15 protein-coding genes are annotated in these 18153 nt (G+C 62.6%); 11 read left to right on the top strand and 4 right to left on the bottom strand.

The window, feature by feature from the left end:
- Positions 1 to 243: 243 nt before the first annotated feature.
- Positions 244 to 1371 carry a toxin-antitoxin system YwqK family antitoxin gene (locus tag BTE28158_RS10840; RefSeq protein WP_151047330.1) on the top strand — a complete coding sequence of 376 codons (1128 nt, stop codon included), beginning with the start codon at positions 244 to 246 and terminating at the stop codon, positions 1369 to 1371.
- A 313-nt stretch (positions 1372 to 1684) separates the two neighbouring features.
- On the opposite strand, the gene BTE28158_RS10835 is transcribed toward BTE28158_RS10840, so the two are convergent.
- The 3 genes from BTE28158_RS10835 to BTE28158_RS10825 form a co-directional block, all read right to left on the bottom strand.
- The gene (locus tag BTE28158_RS10835) at positions 1685 to 1984 is read right to left on the bottom strand and encodes an ArsR/SmtB family transcription factor (protein ID WP_082728813.1); all 300 of its coding nucleotides are present in this window, start codon (positions 1982 to 1984) and stop codon (positions 1685 to 1687) included.
- A 138-nt stretch (positions 1985 to 2122) separates the two neighbouring features.
- Positions 2123 to 3988, bottom strand: coding sequence for a biosynthetic-type acetolactate synthase large subunit (gene ilvB, locus BTE28158_RS10830; protein ID WP_151047332.1), 1866 nt, complete (start codon positions 3986 to 3988; stop codon positions 2123 to 2125).
- Between the two features lie 368 nt (positions 3989 to 4356).
- A complete protein-coding gene (locus tag BTE28158_RS10825; protein WP_124622937.1) occupies positions 4357 to 4926 on the bottom strand; it encodes a DJ-1/PfpI family protein in 570 nt (189 codons plus the stop codon).
- Positions 4927 to 5440: 514 nt separating this feature from the next.
- On the opposite strand from BTE28158_RS10825, the gene BTE28158_RS10820 reads away from it, so the two are divergent.
- Both BTE28158_RS10820 and mug read left to right on the top strand, forming a co-directional pair.
- Positions 5441 to 6472 carry a GlxA family transcriptional regulator gene (locus BTE28158_RS10820; protein WP_151047334.1) on the top strand — a complete coding sequence of 344 codons (1032 nt, stop codon included), beginning with the start codon at positions 5441 to 5443 and terminating at the stop codon, positions 6470 to 6472.
- Positions 6469 to 6999: a G/U mismatch-specific DNA glycosylase gene (gene mug, locus BTE28158_RS10815; RefSeq protein ID WP_059599029.1), complete on the top strand. Its 531-nt coding sequence runs from the start codon at positions 6469 to 6471 to the stop codon at positions 6997 to 6999. The genes BTE28158_RS10820 and mug overlap by 4 nt, the downstream gene beginning before the upstream one ends.
- On the opposite strand, the gene BTE28158_RS10810 is transcribed toward mug, so the two are convergent.
- Positions 6960 to 7892, bottom strand: a complete 933-nt coding sequence (locus BTE28158_RS10810) for a LysR family transcriptional regulator (RefSeq protein ID WP_151047336.1) — start codon at positions 7890 to 7892, stop codon at positions 6960 to 6962. The two genes, mug and BTE28158_RS10810, sit on opposite strands and share 40 nt — an antisense overlap.
- Positions 7893 to 8322: 430 nt before the next feature.
- Between BTE28158_RS10810 and BTE28158_RS10805 the strand changes: the two genes are divergently transcribed.
- The 8 genes from BTE28158_RS10805 (at position 8323) to BTE28158_RS10770 (ending at position 18058) form a co-directional block, all read left to right on the top strand.
- Complete coding sequence (locus BTE28158_RS10805) at positions 8323 to 9009, top strand: antibiotic biosynthesis monooxygenase family protein (protein WP_059599031.1); 687 nt, start codon at positions 8323 to 8325, stop codon at positions 9007 to 9009.
- 172 nt (positions 9010 to 9181) lie between these two features.
- Positions 9182 to 10687: an MFS transporter gene (locus BTE28158_RS10800; protein ID WP_420868021.1), complete on the top strand. Its 1506-nt coding sequence runs from the start codon at positions 9182 to 9184 to the stop codon at positions 10685 to 10687.
- An 11-nt stretch (positions 10688 to 10698) separates the two neighbouring features.
- Positions 10699 to 11775 (top strand): HlyD family secretion protein, encoded by a 1077-nt coding sequence (locus BTE28158_RS10795; protein ID WP_151047374.1) that lies wholly within the window; start codon positions 10699 to 10701, stop codon positions 11773 to 11775.
- Positions 11772 to 13310, top strand: a complete 1539-nt coding sequence (locus tag BTE28158_RS10790) for an efflux transporter outer membrane subunit (RefSeq protein WP_151047340.1) — start codon at positions 11772 to 11774, stop codon at positions 13308 to 13310. Before BTE28158_RS10795 ends, BTE28158_RS10790 begins: the two co-directional genes overlap by 4 nt.
- Positions 13311 to 13979: 669 nt before the next feature.
- On the top strand, positions 13980 to 14279 hold the full coding sequence (locus BTE28158_RS10785; RefSeq protein ID WP_226114357.1) for a hypothetical protein: 300 nt from the start codon (positions 13980 to 13982) through the stop codon (positions 14277 to 14279).
- Positions 14276 to 15121, top strand: coding sequence for an arsenite efflux transporter metallochaperone ArsD (arsD, locus tag BTE28158_RS10780; RefSeq protein WP_124903850.1), 846 nt, complete (start codon positions 14276 to 14278; stop codon positions 15119 to 15121). Before BTE28158_RS10785 ends, arsD begins: the two co-directional genes overlap by 4 nt.
- 9 nt (positions 15122 to 15130) lie before the next feature.
- Positions 15131 to 16894: an arsenical pump-driving ATPase gene (gene arsA / locus BTE28158_RS10775; protein WP_151047342.1), complete on the top strand. Its 1764-nt coding sequence runs from the start codon at positions 15131 to 15133 to the stop codon at positions 16892 to 16894.
- Positions 16895 to 16975: 81 nt separating this feature from the next.
- A complete protein-coding gene (locus BTE28158_RS10770; protein ID WP_151047344.1) occupies positions 16976 to 18058 on the top strand; it encodes an ArsO family NAD(P)H-dependent flavin-containing monooxygenase in 1083 nt (360 codons plus the stop codon).
- Positions 18059 to 18153 lie beyond the last annotated feature (95 nt).

Here is an 18153-nt window from a genome sequence, read left to right as displayed (position 1 = left end):
ATTTCCAGGTGCTCGCGTCAGGCTTGTGGCAAAGCTTAACAAGGCAAAGTACGGACGTAAGAACATCCATGAGCTTGTCCCAAATCGTGTCGTCGGACGGGAATAACGGATCAATCGAAGCCGGTACTAAAATCCGGGGTTGCATAGGCGTAAAGATTTTGACGTTTTCGCCGTAAACATGATCGAAATCGCGCATGTCGGCCCATAAGTCGGCGCTGAACAACCCAAATATCCAAAATGAATATGTCAAGAATCAAGCGAACCGCACTAGTCGTCACTTCCTCAATCACCGCGATGGTCATCGTCGGTTGCAGCGGCGGCACGCTCGACTGGCGAAACGCCCAGGTTAATAACGGCAAGATCTATGCGGGCGATGCGAATACACCGTTTAGCGGGAAGGTCACCAATATCCCGCTGGGAAGCCTCTACGGTGGACAACCCGGATATCAGAAGATCATTGGACAGGCCGGCGCCATCATGACGGTGCTGTATGGATCCTCTGTTCTGTGCGATGCAGAGGTGGAAGACGGGCGGCCTGACGGTGAAGTTGTCTGCAAACAGCCCCAATCGGATACCGTCACGGTCAAAGGGCATTTCGACAAAGGGGTGATGGACGGCAGCTTCACAATGTACGACAAATCCGGCAAGAATGCCGTGCTTGAGACGAGCTACAAAGACGGACAGCCGGACGGCGAACTCAAGCGTTACGCGCCGGGGACCGGTAAGCTCGTGAGCCAGCAGACGTTGACCAATGGCGTGGTCGACGGGGAGTACAAGGAATGGGACCCGAGCACGGGCAATCTTCTAGTTGATGCCACGTATGTGCGTGGCGTTCTGAACGGGGATGTCGTGAAGAAGGACGCCGATGGGAACACGATGATGAAAGGGACGTTTTCAAACGGCAAGTTTACTGGAATTGAATCGTTCCATCAGAGCTACAACACCATCCCGGGTCCAGACTTCGTGATCGTGAAGGGGAACAAGCAGTACGAAGATGGCGTACTTAAGAATGGACCGGAAGTGGATGCCGCGAATATATTCGCATCCGATGTCCAGCATTGCGTCGAAACAAAAAGCAATCAGGCATGGGCTTCTACAAACCATCGTCCGACCGAGGCCGAGACGCCGCCGCTTATCCAAGCCTGCAAGCAAGAGGTCAATGCCGCTAAGGCCACAGCGGAACAGACAGTCGCTGTAGCGCAGCCTACGGGATCAGCTGAAGATCGCACGGCCTTTCCGACTGAATCCAACGCCTGCACATTGGAGTGGCAGAATGCGTTTCACAAAGCAAACGGACCGGACGCCCTCATAAACTACGACCAGGCGTGGGAATTCGTAGATAACTGCCGTGCAGGAAAACATCCTCAATAATTCCTACGGACGAAAAAATCCGTCGCAAGTTACCTCGTGGCGAATATCAAGCCGGTCTCGTGCTTATTTGCGGCTCACGGGGGCCGGCTGTCTCGTCGTGATCAACCCACGCGTTACGGCATCAACGATCTACCCCGCTGCGTCGACCGTCCGAAATTGACCGAACGCGGCCGTCCGCCGCCCTGCGACGCGCGACCGACGCAGATCGACCCGAAGCGGATCTTCAGTGTACTTGCCTGGAAAGTCCGCAAACAGATGTATAAGAACCGCCGACGTTAGACACTCGTCTGTCCGCGATGCGCCAACGATCTTGTCAAAGATGCAAGTAGACATGCTTGCCGAACGCGCGTATTACCTCTTCATTACGGGACACAAAAATCCACTGACCCACTCGGTTCGAAACGAGAAGCCCGGCGTCAATCAACGTCGCGATATGTGCAGATACCGTAGACTGCGATAGACCGCTACGTGCATGGATCGCATTCGACGGCACGCCATGACGAAAGTCGACGACTCCTCTCGCGAATCCTCGATCCGGCGTTTTCAGCCACGCCAGAATTTCGCGCCTCAAGGGGTTTGCGAGCGCCTTATGAATCAGATTTTCGTCAATCATGATGTTCGACCAGGATCGGGATAGAAGTCGGCGATATGAAGCAAGGCGGGGGGGCTGGCATACGATATGCTCCGCCCCGACCGCTCTGCTTCACGTTCGTGCACGCGTTATGTGCCGCAGCGCCAGAGTGCAGCAGCATCAGAACATATCGGTCCGGTTCGGGGGGCCTTCGTGGTGTGCTCCACGCTCAATGCCCGCTCGGGCCGCGATAAAGGGCCCCGTGACCATCGTCGAATAGCTTTGACCCGGCCCGACCATTGGGAACACATCGGCACCTGGGTCGATCCTTACGTCGAGGAAGGCTGGCCCCTCAAATTCAATGAACGCCCTAAGCTTGGCCTCCAATTCACTGATCGTATCGACGCGGCAAGCGAATTCGAATCCATCGGCCCGAGCCGCCATCACGAAGTCCTTTCGATGAAGCGCCTTGTCGCTCACGAACATCCGTCCATCAAAGAAGAGCCGCTGCCACTGCCGGATCATCCCGTCGCCGCAGTTGTTGAGAAGCAGCACCTTCACCGGCACACCATACGTACTCGCCGTCTCGAGTTCGCCGACATTCATCCGGATGCTGCCGTCACCGTCGATATCGATTACCAGGGCATCCGGCCTCGCCAACTGCGCACCGATCGCAGCCGGTAGCCCGAAGCCCATCGTGCCCATGCTGCCCGATGTGAGGAAGGTGCGCGGCTCGACGAAATCGAAATACTGAGCGGCCCACATCTGATGCTGGCCTACTCCAGTCGTGACGATCGCGCGCCCGCCCGTCATCTCGCTGAGTTTCTCGATCACGTACTGTGGCTGAATCGCTGACTTGTTCCGGTCGAAATTCATCCCGTGGCGGCGCTTGAGTTCCGCGACTCGATCTAGCCAGTCCGCGGAGCTTTGCACGATCCGGTCATGCGTCATCAACGACCGCAACGCGTCCTTCGCATTGCCGATGTGACTCCACTGCGCCCGCTTGACCTTGTTGATTTCCGCCTCGTCGATGTCGATGTGAGCCACATGCCGTGCGCGTGGCGCGAATCGATCAGGGCGGCCGCCCACGACCCGATCGTCGAACCGGGCACCCACTGCGATCAGGAAATCGCAGTCTTCGACCGCGTAGTTCGCGCAGGCGGTGCCATGCATGCCGAGCATGCCGAGCCCCAGCTCATATCGTGCGGGTATCGCACCGATGCCCATCAGCGTGGTCACGACGGGGATCCTGTAGCGCTCGGAAAACCGCAGCAGCTCGCCTGCCGCTTCCGCTGCGACAATGCCGCCGCCCACATAGAGCAGCGGGCGCCGGCTCTGCGCCAGCAGGTCGAAGAATGCCGCACGCTTGTCGTCGTCCAGACGGGCGCCTTTTGCCACCATTCGAAGTCGATCCGAGTACCCGCGAAACTGCAATGTACCGTGGCCGAGATAAGGTCCCACCCAGTTCTGAACGTCCTTAGGCACGTCGACGACCACCGGTCCCGGACGGCCGGTGCGAGCGATTTCGAATGCGCTTCGCAGCGTCTGCTCCAGCTTCGCCGGATCGGTGACGAGAAATACCTGCTTTGCGCACGCCGACATGATGTTGAAGACCGGCGCTTCCTGAAACGCATCGGTGCCGACCATTGCGCGCGGAACCTGTCCGCAGATCAGGACGACAGGAACCGAATCCCCGTTGCAGTCGGCGATCGGCGTGACCGCATTCGTCGCGCCCGGGCCGGACGTCACCATGAACACGCCCACTTTTCCGCTGGCACGCGCGTAGCCGGCGGCCATGAAGCCTGCAGCCTGCTCGTTCGCAGGAACGACGAACCGGATCTGGCGCTTGGGGCTTGCCTTGTGCAATTCGTTGAAACGAAACACGGCGTCGTATGTGGGCAGGATTGCACCGCCGCTGTATCCAAACAGCGTATCGACGCCCTGTTCGGCGAGCACCCGCAGGATGATGTCCGCGCCGGACATCAGTTCGCCGGCGTGAGCAGGTGGCGGAAGAATCTGCGACGTAACAGCGGGATTCCGGGACATGGCTGCCTCGTAGGGAAATGGGCGCCGACCGCGTCGGCGACCGATGACGATGAATGATTTGCCTTCCAACTCGAGAACAGCGTGCGTTCCAAACCCGTTCACGGACGATCGTTCCAACGGACTCGTTGTATCAGGCCCGACTCATCGCGCACGTTCGTGCGCGCACACATGAAAGAATTGCAAAGGAGTCGAGATCATTCTGCCAACGATCGAAGCCGTCGGTGCGCGGATGAACCGCGCTTGCAGGCCAAAATGAGCGTTTTCCGGGCCACGGCGGGTTGCGACGCGATGCGCCTGCTCATCGACGCGATGTCCCGAACCGAGCGCGCGTGACCGATGGCGCCCGCTCGTGCGCTACTTCAGTGCGGTTACGCCAACAATCTTCTGGCAATGCGCTCGACGACGCGCTGGCCCAGATCCTCGCCGACGAGCGCCAGGGCAACGCGAATGCCGGCGTGCACGCCGTCCGCCGAATAGACGTTGCCGTCCTTCACGCAATGCTGACCGGCGACGACGTTCACCTGCGAATGCTCGTCGGCAAGACGCTGTCCGCCGCCCGGATGCGTGACCAGCCAGCGACGATCGGCAAGGCCGGCACGTGCGAGCAGAAACGCTCCGTTGGATACCGTCGCGAGCTTCCGCACGTGACATCCGGTTTCGTGAAGCCAGTCCACGAGCGCACGATGCTCTCGCTCCGGACCGTCGAACGGAGAACCGGGTATCACGACGATGTCGAATGATGCGGCCGCGTCCGCCAGGCACGCTGTCGTGCCCACCGCGGTTCCGTTCGAACAGACGACGGGCCCGGGCACCGGTCCGACGAGGTGCTGTTCGTAGACGATCCGGCCGCACTGGCGATTCGCTTCCTGAAAAACATCCATTGGACCGCTTGCCTCGAGCAGCCGAAAGCCGGCATACAGCATGATTCCGACATCCATGACACATTCCTCCGCAAACGTATTCCGGGCGAGGCCACGCTTTCGACGCCGATACCGGTCGCAGACGGGCCGCGTCGTTCCTTCGAAACAGCGGCGCCACATGACGCGTTGCGAGCGATACGACGATTCGGTTCCGTGCCCATCTTCGGCGGCGTCGTTGCCTCGCGTGTTGCCGAACCCAGTCTAGTCAGGCGGAGCGGGAGCGGAAACCCGGACATGCAACCTTGCGCGGCCAATCGCGGCGAGATTTCGGCCACGTCGCGTCGCCGGTTTCGGCGCCCGACACACGGCTACCGCTCCACAAACGTCGGAGCACGCCGGCACGGCTTACATTCAGCCTTCTTCCTGCGCCGCAAAAGTCAATTACCGGACCGTGTGTCCACGCGGTCCGTCCGTTGCGGTAATCTGGCGCAACGCTCGTCACCAGGTCGCGGCGCCGGCTCGAAACGCGATGCAGCAGTCGCGGTATGTGGTGCCTCCGCGCGAGCGGGTTCTTATTTGCTGAAGGTCAGGAATGAAAGTCGCCATTGTCGTCTTCGATGGTGTGCAGGCGTTGGATGTCGCAGGCCCACTGGACGTATTTGCGGAAGCCAACACGTATCTTCCTGTTCATCAGAGGTATGAGGTTTCCCTCGTCGGAAAGAGGGCCGGCACCGTGACGTGTTCGAACGGAATGCAGTTGTCCGTTCAGTTCGGCTTCGGGGATCTCGACGCGCAATATGACCTGATACTGGTCGCGGGCGGCCCGCAATTGCCGGACGCCTGCCCCTCCGGCGACGTCCTCGGCTGGCTGCAGTGCCAGGCACGGGGCGCGACGCGATTCGGCTCCGTGTGCAACGGAACGTTTCTGCTCGGCCATGCGGGCCTGATCGACGGCAAGGCCGTGACGACGCACTGGGCGGTTGCAGCGCGCCTCGCAAACGAGTTTCCGCTGGCCAGCGTAAAACCCGACAGCATCTTCATCCGGGACGGGCGACTGTTTACGTCCGCCGGCGTGACGGCAGGCATCGATCTTTGCCTGTCATTCGTATCGGAAGACTGGGGACACGAGCTGGCCGTACGCATCGCGAAGCAACTGGTCGTCTATATTCAGCGCGAAGGCGGGCAGTCGCAGTACAGTCCGTTCATTTCGGCCGGCAAGGACGAGGACCCGATCATCGGCAAGGTCCACCAGTACGTGACCGACCACATCGCCGATACGCTGTCGATCGAGCAGCTCGCGAGCGCCGTGTCGGTGAGCCGCCGGACCTTCTCGCGGCTGTTCGCCAAGCATGCAAAGGTGACGCCGTCCGCGTTCGTCGAACAGATTCGCGTCGATACCGCGAGGACATTGCTCGAAACGTCGGATGCACCGCTCAAGACCGTCGCGTTCAAATGCGGCTTCCACAGTGCCACGCACATGCGCGCGACGTTCGCGCGGCGGCTCAACGTCACGCCGCAACAGTACCGGCAACGGTTCAGGAGCACGGCCGATTCGAATCGGCACGCGCAGGCCGGTGCGGGAGACGCGGCCGGTTCGCATTCGCAACGGCGATTGCATCCGTGAGTCACGCCAATCCGGTTCAGCCGCTCTCGGACATTCTCGAACGCGGGTTGTCGGTGATCTTTTGCGGCATCAACCCAGGGCTCGGTTCGGCCTCGGCGGGCCATCATTTCTCGAACGCAAGCAACCGATTCTGGCGCGTCGTTCACCTGGCCGGTTTTTCGCCCGAACGGATTCGTCCCGATGACGATCGCACGCTGCTTCGATATGGTTGCGGGCTCACCACCGCCGTTTCGCGTGCGACGGCCCGTGCCGCCGAATTGTCGCGATCGGAGTTCGAAGCGGCCGCATCGGGATTCGAGCGGAAGATCCAATACCATGCGCCGCGGTACGTCGCGTTTCTCGGCAAGACCGCCCTTGCGGCGATGTCCGGCAAGCGCGACATCCAGTGGGGCGCGCAATCCGATACGTTCGGCGGTGCGCGTGTATGGGTGCTGCCGAATCCGAGCGGCCTGAACCGCGCGTTCGACCTCGATTCGCTGGTGGCCGCCTACCGCGAGCTCCGTGTCGCGATCACGTCCGTGCCCTGAAGTTCTGCATTGTTGCGCAGCGTGTGGGTAACGAAATCCACGAAGGCCCGGACCTTCCCGCTCGCGCCTCGCCGCTCGACATGGAGCAGGCTTACGGGAATCGGCTCGTGCTCGAACGCCGTCAGGATTGGCCGAAGCCTGCCGTCGCGCACCTCCGGGGCAGCCTGATACGACAAGAGCTGGGTCACGCCCACGCAATCGACGGCAGCCAGAACGGCGGCGGGAACCAGATCGACGATCATCCGCGGCCGAAGTCGAACGGGCACTCGCGAACCGTTGTCGTGAAACACCCACTCGAGCGGAAGCGACACGCCGGTGCATGACACGCAGTCGTGATGGAGCAGGTCGCGCGGATGCGCGGGTTCTCCGTGCGCAGCGAGATAGGCAGGCGCTGCATACGTTCGCCGCCGAACGACACCCAACGGAAGCGCGAATACCGAAGAGTCGCCCAAGTGGCCGATCCGGATGGCAATATCGACACCCTCCTCGAGCAGCCGCGTGGTCCGGTCGACATACACGGCGTTGACGTCGACATCGGGATAACGCAATACGAATGCATTCACCAGCGGCGCGATGAATCGCTGGCCGAACAGCACCGGGGCTGAAATGGTCAGCGTGCCCACGGGGTTTTCATGATCCGTGGCGATATTCACCTCCGCGTCCGCGATCACGTCGAGCACCTTGCGGCACGCATCGGCGTACGTCGTGCCGGCATCCGTCGCCCGCACCGAGCGCGTCGTGCGCGCCAGCAGTTGCGTGCCGATTCGGGTTTCGAGCGAATGCACCGCCCGCGAAACCGCTGCCGTCGACAAGCCGAGCTTCTCCGATGCGGCGGTGAAGCTGCCGCGGTCGACGACGGCCACAAAGACTTCCATCTCGCGCAACTTGTCCATTCCGCCTCCCGACGCGGTCGATTGAATCCCTACGTCGCGATTGTATGCGCGCGATGCTGCACGTCGAGCTTTCACACGTTCGGGTGACCCAAAAGCGCGTCAGGATGGCCGCAATCGATCCATTTTCATTCGGCATGAAGCAGGCCGATCGTGCCACCCACGGTTCGCCGATGCCAGATCGTTGCGGCCGGACGGCAACGGCGTCTTTCCGGTCGTGCAGGTAATGAAGACGTCCATTGCGGCCGTGGCGCAATTCGCTCACTCATTGGCCCAAAACCGAAACTGCCCGCGCTATGAGAGCGCCACTTCATCTCCGACAATGAACTCCATCACCGCGTGGCTGCGACAGCACGACGATACCGGCCCGCATCAAAGGCGCCGCGCGCATTGCGCATTGCGCCGTATCGCTAACCGAATGAGGGAGTCCGCCATGTTTGCTGCAATGCTTGAAGTCAAGCCGATACCGGAACAGTTCGATGCCTATCTCGGCATGGCGAAGATGCTTCGGCCCGAACTCGAGAAGATCGACGGGTTTGTCGACAACACGCGCTATGGAAGCCTGACCCGGGACGGATGGCTTCTGTCGCTGTCGAGCTGGCGCGACGAGAAGTCACTGGTGCGCTGGCGAACCTCGACGAAGCACCACACCATTCAGCAGGTCGCGCGCGATCGCATATTTTCCGACTACCAGCTGCGCATCGGCCAGGTCGTGGCCGATACGTGTGTTCCGGCAGGCCAGGTCCTGCAGGAACAGCGCCTCGACGTGACCGAGGTCGGCGCAGGCACGGCCGTCACGCTGCTGGACGCGACGTGCGCGCCGGACTGGCCCAGGCAGGCAGGTCCGCGAGCGGTTGCCGGATGGTTGGGGCTCGACACGCAGGCGCACGGCCTCGTTGCATGGGACGCGTTCGACGCGCTATTGACGCCCGGCGATGTGATCGTCGTCGCGACCTGGCGCGACCAAGCTGCCGCCGCCGCGTTCGAACGCGGAGCGAATCTGCGTTCCGATACGCGCGTTCGGCATATCCGCATCGTGCGGGAGTACGGCATGTTCGATCGCCGGGAAGCGCCGCAGTACTTCGACGAAGCGCGTCGCCATGAACCGGCCGCACGCTGACGGCGTCGCGCCCATGCCGTCATTTCTCCAATCTCAGTAGCCAAGGGATCCTATGAGTTCCGCCAACCCTTCGACGACCGGAACGAGCGAGCCGCTCGGAGTACCCGCACCGGCGCACGCGCCGGTGCGGAGGACGCAGACGCCGGTGCAAACAGGCTCCGGTCACGCTGCAATGTCGCCGCGTGTCGCTATCGGCCTGACCGGAATGCTGTTCGCGTCGTTGCTGGCGATACTCAACGAACAAGTCACCGCAGCGGCGATGGCCGACATTCAAGGCGCACTGTCGATCGGACATGACGACGGGACGTGGCTGACCGCGCTGTTCGAAGCCGCCAACGTGGCGACGATGGTGTTCGCCCCGTGGTTTGGCATGACCTTCACGCTGAAGCGATTCACGATCGGCGCCGTCGTCGCCACGTTGATCTTCGGCATGCTTTGCCCGATCGCGCCGACCCTGCCCGCGCTGTACGTGCTGCGCGTGCTGCAGGGCGTGGCGGGCGGCTGCCTGCCGCCGATGCTGATCATCGTCGCGCTGCGCTATCTGCCGCCCAAGGTAAAGTTGTACGGGCTCGCAGGCTACGCGCTGACCGCGACGTTCGGGCCCGCGCTCGGCACGCCGCTGGCTGCGTTGTGGACGGAGTATGTCAGCTGGCGCATGGCCTTTCTTCAGATCGTGCCGCTCGGGATCGGCAGCTGTGTGGCGATTCAGTTCGGCCTTCCGGCCGATCCGCTGAAACTCGAACGGTTCGGTTCGTTCAACTGGATCGGATTCCTCACCGGCTTTCCCGGCGTGGCGATGCTCGTGATCGGTCTTCTGCAAGGCGATCGCCTCGACTGGCTGAATTCCGGCTTCGTCTGCGCGATGTTTTCCGGCGGGGCGCTCCTGCTTGCGGTGTTTTTCGTCAACGAATGGTTTCACCCGCTGCCCTTTTTCAAGCTGCAGATGCTCGGCCGCCGCAACTTCGCGCACGGCCTCCTCACGCTCACGGGCGCTGTGGTGCTGCTGGTCGGCGTTGCTGCGATACCGGGACAGTATCTCGCGAAGGTTCACGCCTACAGAGCGCTGCAGACGGCTCCGCTGTCGCTGCTGGTCGCGCTTCCGCTGCTGATCACGCTGCCGTTGACCGCCGCCGTGCTGAACCTTAGGCAGATCGATCGCCGCTGGGTGCTCGGTATCGGCGTTGCCCTCATGGCAACGACCTGCGCGATGGGCAGCGTGATGACGTCCGAGTGGATTCGCGACAACTTCTACCTGCTTCAGTCGTTACAGATCGCGGCCCAGCCGATGGTGATCCTGTCGATCCTGATGGGCGTGACGACGGGCTTGCCGCCGACCGAGGGCCCGTTCGCGTCGGCCATGTTCAATTCGCTGAAGACGTTCTCCGCCGCTGCGGCGACTGCGCTGATCGAAGGTGTCGGTACCGCTCGCGAACGCTTCCATTCGAACGTGCTGGTGGACCGCCTGGGCAACCACATGGCGATGACGGACCAGAGCATCGACAGCCTTCATGATTTCGGCGAACTTGCGCACCGAGTCCACGAGCAGGCGTTCGTGCTGACGTCGGCCGATCTTTATCGCGTGATGGCGGGCGTCGCCGTTGCACTTCTTTTCCTTGTTCCGGTGTTGCCCGTGCGGATCTATCCGCCGTGGACCATTACGCCGCCTCCTTCCCGTTGATGGACGAAATCATGTCGACCGCCACCCGTTTTCCGTTCAAGACCACTTACGTTGCCGCATCCCTGGTCGCGGCAGGCATGGCCGTATGGGGCTGCGCACGGCTCGTTTCCGCACCCGAAACCGAATCCACGAACGACGCCTACGTGCAAGCCGACTTCACGCTCGTGGCGCCACGCGTCGCCGGCCAGATTTCCGATGTCCTGGTGGACGACAACGAGTCGGTGAAGGCCGGCCAGTTGCTGGTACGCATCGACGATCGCGACTTCCGCGCAGCATTGCTGAGTGCCCAGGCCGATGTGGTCGCGGCCAAGGCGTCCGTGGCCAATTTCGACGCCGAGATCGCACGGCAGCCGTCGCTCGTCGAGCAGGCGCGCGCGACGCTGCGGTCCGACGATGCCGGTATCGCGTTTGCGCGGGCCAATGCATCGCGCTACCAGAATCTCTCGGAAGCTGGTGCAGGGACGGCACAGGAGCAGCAGCATGCTGCGACGACGCTTGCCGAGCAGCTTGCACAGCAAGCGCGCGATCGGGCCGTGTTGACGGCGACCGAGCAGAACCTCGACGTCCTGCGCGCCGGGCGCGACAAGGCGGCAGGGGCACTGGCGCGTGCCGAGGCGGCACTGGAACAGGCGACGCTCAACCTGTCCTATAGCGAGATCCGCGCACCGGTCGACGGCAAGATCGGGCGACGTTCCGCGCGTGTGGGCGCGTTCGTGACGCCCGGCGCGGCGATTCTCGCGATCGTTCCGCTCCGGGACGCGTATGTCGTGGCCAACTTTCAGGAAAACCAGATTACCAACATGCGGCGCGGTGCCGGCGTACGCATCAAGGTCGACAGCTTTCCGGGCGTGGTGATTCGAGGTCACGTGGACGGTCTCGCGCCCGCGACCGGCGTAAGCTTCGCGCCCATCGCGCCCGACAACGCGACGGGCAATTTCACCAAAGTCGTGCAGCGCGTACCGGTCAAGATCACGATCGACCGCGGGCAGCAGGCAGCGTCCGCACTGAGCGTCGGGCTTTCCGTCGAAGCGGAGGTAGCTGTTGGCAAGCATCGCGATGCGCCGACGGCGGGAGGGAACGGGAAATGAATACGAACGAATTCTCCGTCCGCGAGACGGTACTGGCGATACTCGCGTGTCTCGTGATGGCGGGATGCACGTTGGGTCCGGACTTCGAGCGTCCGAAAACCTCGACCCCCGATGTCTTCAGCCGCACGGAAGCGGCGCAAGCATCGAGCAAGACCGTCGAATCGCAATTCAATGCAGATTGGTGGACGCTCTTCGGCGATCCGGTGCTCGACTCGCTGGAAAAGCAGCTCGCCGACGCGAACCTGGACGTGGCGGTGGCGTCGGCGCGCCTGCGCCAGAGCCGTGCGCAACAGCGGGTCGCCGGTGCCGCGGAACTTCCTTCCATCGTCGGCGCTGCATCGTATAACCGCGAGCGTGGAAGCGAGAACGGGATATTGTCGTTGCTTGGCGTCACGCCGACACAGACGCAACCGCAATCGGCATCGGGAACCTCGCCGGTCGGCGTGGCAGCATTGCCGGGGTCCAAAGGTTCGCCGGCCTACAATCTGTATCAGTCGGGCTTCGACGCGTCGTGGGAGATCGACATCTGGGGCCGGGTTCGACGTGGCGTCGAAGCGGCGACCGCATTGAGCGACGCGTCATACGAGGACCGCAATGCGGTGCTGCTGTCGGTCCGGGCCGAGCTTGCGCGCGACTATATCGAGTTGCGCGATACGCAGTCTCAGCTTCGTATCGCGCGGCAGAACCTCGAGATTGCCCGGGACGCGGTAAACCTCGCGCAAGTTCGCGTACGCGAAGGGGTCACGACGGAGCTGGACGTCGCAAATGCGTCAGCACAGGCCGAATCGATTGAAAGCCTGATTCCGACGCTCGAAGCGAAAGGCGAGACGACGATCAACGCGATTGGCGTGTTGCTCGCCCAGGAGCCGGGGGCGCTGCGGCATGCGTTCGGCGAGTCTCGCGACGTTCCGCCGCTCCCCGAGCAGGTGCCGATCGGATTTCCGTCCGAACTCGTGCAGCGCAGACCGGATATCCGGCGAGCGGAGGCACAGTTGCATGCCGCGACGGCGTCGATCGGAATGGCGAAGGCCGACTTCTATCCGCGCATTTCGTTGAACGGCAGCGCGGGATTCCAGAGCCTGCAGCTGTCGAGCCTCGCCAACTGGGCATCGGGCCAGTTCGTGATCGGACCGTCGATTACACTTCCGATCTTCGAGGGCGGGCGTCTCAAGGGAATGCTCCACCTGCGTGAAGCGCAACAACAGGAGGCTGCGATCAACTACCAACGTACCGTACTCGAGGCATGGCGGGAGGTGGACGACGCGCTTGTCGTCTACGCTGCCGAACAGCGCCGGCGCGATCGGCTCGTATCCGTGGTAACGCTGAACCAGCGCGCGCTCGCGATCGCACAGCAACGGTACAAAGCTGGCGCGGTCGATTACCTCGACGTACTGAACGTGCAGAAGCAGCTGGTGGCGGCGCAGAGCAATCTCGAGCAGAGCAAGGCAACCGCCGACACTAACCTCGTCACGCTATGCAAGGCGCTCGGTGGCGGCTGGGAATCCACATACTCGATTCGGGACGCTGATCGCTGACAAAGCGCTCAGGTGGACAGGTTCCGCTTGTTCTGCGTTCGCATCCGGTTGTGTCGTTTATCTCAAAGTGTTGCGTTCACTTCTATCCCGACGCCTCTAACAGAGACGACTCGCGTGCAGCGAGAGTGGCGCCGGTTGACGCGCCGTCGACAAGATGCTTAAGCCGCGCATCAATCTCAAAATGGCACCTATCTTGCCGCACGTGGTGCAGCGTATCGATAGAATGTCGAACCGTTATGGCCAATCACCGTTCAAGCGGAGACGTCTGCTTTCGATCGAAGAGCAGCCCTTGAGGTGGCTGATGCCAATGGCCGGATATGGCCGGTTGCGGTCAAAAGCAACCGATCGCTGCCGACCCATATCCGTCCTTCTGCAAGCACTGAGGCCGATGACGGCTTTGGGCCTATGAGGGGACGTCCGCACGGTCACATCGCAGATGACCGTCACCGCACTTTTACGAAGAGCGATGTTGTCCGGTGTCGTGCTCTTGCGCATACGTCGGTAGTCGGTCCCCGCACTGTTCCGGTCGCACAGAAGACGGCTTTCCATGATGGCAAGGGCAGTCCGGTCCTCCTTGACGTGCGTCAAGACGCATACCGTCGCCACTCTGCAAGCTGGGGCACCACAATGGTCGGGCCAGATGGTCTATGACAGAACGGAGAGCCTGACGTGAAAGATATCGATCGGGAAATCGACAAACTCTGGAAACGGATTGACCGCATGCCGGCCTTCGCTCCCCGTCGCAACGAGAACGACAACACCGTGACATGGGCGCTGGCAATCGCCCAGCTTGTCTCGTGGGGAACCATCTGCTACGCCGTCTCCCTTTTCGCCGCGACGCCGGCGCCCCTCTACGACCCGGTGTTTGCCGTTACCACGCGGGACTACACTGGCAGCCTCCGCACAAAAATCACCTTGATCATCCGGCAGCCACTTACACACCGTGAACGTAAGGGAGAATTGGCATGAGCACGCCCGTTGATGAGATTCGCCCGGCAGTCGCCACAGACTTCGGCGGCATCCTCGCGTTGCTGGACCTGTGCGGGCTACCCGCCAGCGACCTCACGGCGCAAAGCCTCGACGGCTTCCACGTCGCCGTACGGGACGCCGGGATCGTCGGGGTGGCCGGGCTGGAGCAAGTTGGCGATGCGGCCCTTTTGCGTTCGGTCGCCGTTCACCCGCGGCTGCGCGCATCCGGTCTGGGTGGCCGACTTATCGACGCATCCATTGCGCTGGCGCAAACGCGATCGCTGCGCGCGCTATACCTTATTCCGAACGATGAATCCGCCCTCAATTTTTTTGCGCGCCGCGGATTCACACGCATTGAGCGAACCCTCATTCCCGAAGCGATCCGCGGTCTGCCCGAATTCACGCATCTTTGTCCGCAGACGCATCCGAGCTTGTGGAAGTCGCTGAATTCCAATTGCTCCAAGGTGCCTGCCATGAAGAATCTCGAAGTGTTCGATCCCGCCATGTGTTGCTCGACCGGCGTTTGCGGCGTAGACGTCGACCCCGTACTGGCGCAATTCGCCGCCGATCTGAAGTGGGTCGAGGCGCACGGCGTGACGGTGGCCCGCTACAACCTGGGCCACGCGCCGCAGGCGTTCGCCGCCAACGCCGCGGTGGTCAAGGAAATGGAAGCCGGCATGGAGCGGCTGCCGATCCTCGTGGTCGACGGCCATATCGTCTCGACGGGGATGTATCCGTCGCGCCAGCAGCTTGCGCAGAAACTCGGCATTGCGCTGACGACGGAGGAAAAGCCTCATATCAAGGCCGGCAGCTGCTGTTCGCCGGGCTCGGGCTGCTGCTAAGGAACGCTCATGTCCCTTCCTGACACGCAGACCCGATATCTCTTCTTCACCGGAAAAGGCGGCGTCGGCAAGACATCGCTTTCCTGTGCCACGGGCCTTGCCATGGCCGATGCCGGCAAGCGGGTGCTCATCGTCAGCACGGACCCGGCCTCCAATCTCGACGAGGTGCTCGGCGTCCGCCTGAGTCAGTTGCCGACCGCGGTGCCGGGCGCGCCGGGCCTGTTCGCGTTGAACATCGATCCGGAAGTGGCCGCGCAGACCTACCGGGAACGGATGGTCGAACCGTATCGCGGCGTCTTGCCTGCCGCGGCGATCCGCAACATGGAAGAGCAGTTTTCCGGGGCGTGTACGGTCGAGATTGCTGCCTTCGACGAATTCTCCAAACTGCTCGGCGACCCCGCCGCAACGGCCGATTTCGATCACGTGATTTTCGACACCGCCCCGACCGGCCACACGCTGCGCCTGTTGACGCTCCCTTCGGCGTGGAACGAGTTCATCTCGTCGTCGACGGGGGGCGCCTCGTGCCTCGGACCGTTGGCCGGACTGGAGAAACAGAAAGCGCTCTACGCGGCAACCGTCGAACGGCTGTCGAGCGCAGCCCAGACCACCGTCGTGCTGGTGAGCCGGCCCGAAGTCGCAGCACTGCGCGAAGCGAATCGCACGCGGCACGAACTGGCCGACCTCGGCATCTGCAACCAGGTGCTGGCGATCAACGGACTCTTCTACACAGATCGTAACGACGACGCGATTGCGACCGCCATGACCCGGCGCGCGCAACAGGCACTGGCCGACATGCCGCACGAACTGGCGGGCTTGCCGCAGACGCGCATTCCGTTTCTGCCGCGCGGCACGGTCGGGCTGGATGCGCTGCGCGACATGGCGCATCCCGAACGCGTGCGCATGCCGAGCGAACACCGGATGCCCGACACCGCCTTGCCGCCGGGCCTGGGCGGCCTGGTAGACGAGCTGTCGGCCGCGGGCCACGGCGTGATCATGACGATGGGTAAAGGCGGCGTGGGCAAGACCACTGTAGCAGCCGCGATCGCAGTTGCGTTGGCCGGGCGCGGACACGACGTGATCCTCTCGACCACCGATCCGGCCTCGCACGTGGCCGCCACCGTCGATGGCGTCGTGCCTCGCCTGAGCGTCACACGCATCGACCCGGCGCGCGAAGTGCAGCAGTACACCGAAGAGGTGCTGGCCAAAGCGGCATCGCACCTCGATGCGGGCGGCCGGGCGATGCTCGAGGAAGATCTGCGCTCGCCCTGCACGGAGGAAATCGCCGTCTTCAGGGCCTTCGCGCGCACGGTCGATCAAGGCAAGTCCGGCTTCGTGGTGCTTGACACCGCGCCGACCGGGCACACCATTCTGCTGCTGGACGCTGCCGAGGCCTATCACCGCGAAGTGATGCGCACACAAGGCGACATGCCGGAGTCGGTCCGTCAACTGCTGCCGCGCCTGCGGGACCCGGATTACAGCCGCATCCTGATCGTCACGTTGCCGGAAGCCACGCCGGTTCACGAAGCGGAACGCCTGAGCGCCGACCTCGCGCGCGCGGGAATTACGCCGTACGCGTGGGTCATCAACCAGTCGTTGCTGGCGAGTGGCACGACCGACCCGATGCTGTGCCAGCGGGGCACTTACGAGGTGCCGTTCGTCCGCCGCGTGGCGGACGATCTGGCCCAGCGCACCGCACTCATTCCGTGGCTCGCCGAGGCACCGGTCGGGCCAGCTGGCCTCGAGCACGTGATTACGTCGCGGGTGGCCACGTAGTGCAGTGCACCGCCCACCGCCTTTGAGCTCAATGGGCGGCGTGACCGCCGGAATCCGAATCATGAGATGGGACGAAAGCGGATGCCTGTAGACATTGATGTCGTGGTAATCGGCGGTGGCCAGGCCGGGCTTGCCACCGCCTACTTTCTGCGTCGCGCGGGGCTCGACTATCTCGTGCTGGATAACCAAAGCGCCCCAGGAGGCGCCTGGCGACATACCTGGGACTCGCTACACCTGTTTTCGCCGGCGCAATGGAGTTCGCTGCCAGGCTGGCAGATGCCCGTATCACACGACAGGTACCCGTCGCGCAACGAGGTTATCGACTATCTGGCGCGATATGAGGAGCGTTATCACATCCCTGTCCGACGACCCGTTCATGTCGAATCCGTTTCACGCGTTCAGGGTGGGTTGCTGGTCAGTACCGATCGCGGGGAATGGCTCGCCGGGGCGATCGTGAGTGCGACCGGTACCTGGAGCGCGCCGTATGTCCCCGACTATCCTGGACGCGAGATCTTTCGCGGTCGTCAGATGCATTCGGCTCAGTATCGCAATCCGGACAATCTGCGCGGACAAGATGTGCTGGTGGTGGGCGGCGGCAACTCGGGCGCGCAGATCCTGGCGGAGGTATCGACCGTCTGCAACGCCATGTGGGTGACGTTGCAGGAACCGGTTTTTCTTCCAGACGACGTAGATGGCCGGGTCTTGTTCGAACGCGCGACAGCCAAATGGCAGGCTCTTCGCGATGGGCACACGATGACGGCACCAGTAGGTGGTTTGGGCGACATCGTCATGGTGCCACCTGTACGGGACGCGCGTGCGCGTGGCGTTCTGCACGCAATGCGTCCGTTCAGCCATTTCGATACAGACGGCGTCGCGTGGAGCGACGGCACGCATTCCCGCGTCGATGTCGTGATCTGGTGCACCGGGTTCCGCCCCGCACTCAAACATCTTGACCCGCTGCAGATCTGTGATGCAAACGGATTGCCGAGGACAGACGGGACGCGAGCCAGCGACGAGGAACGCCTGTGGTTTGTCGGTTACGGCGAGTGGTGCGGCGCCGCCTCTGCCACGCTCATCGGTGTAATGCGTAGCGCTCGCGACGCGGCGGGGGATATAGCCAGATATTTGCGCGCTATACAGCCGCGCAGCACATCGGCACCGTAGCCGGTGATAGGGGCATCGCAAATGAGGCATCGCCCCTTTTTTCTGCCACGCCACGTCTCGGTCATGTGGCAGGCGGCGTGGATCGAGGCCGGGCC

The sequence above is a fragment of the Burkholderia diffusa genome (genome assembly GCF_902499115.1).
In the GTDB taxonomy this organism is placed as follows: Bacteria; Pseudomonadota; Gammaproteobacteria; order Burkholderiales; family Burkholderiaceae; genus Burkholderia; species Burkholderia diffusa.
The sequence above is the reverse complement of the archived record's forward strand: the minus strand, read 5'-3'. Positions and strand labels throughout refer to the sequence as shown.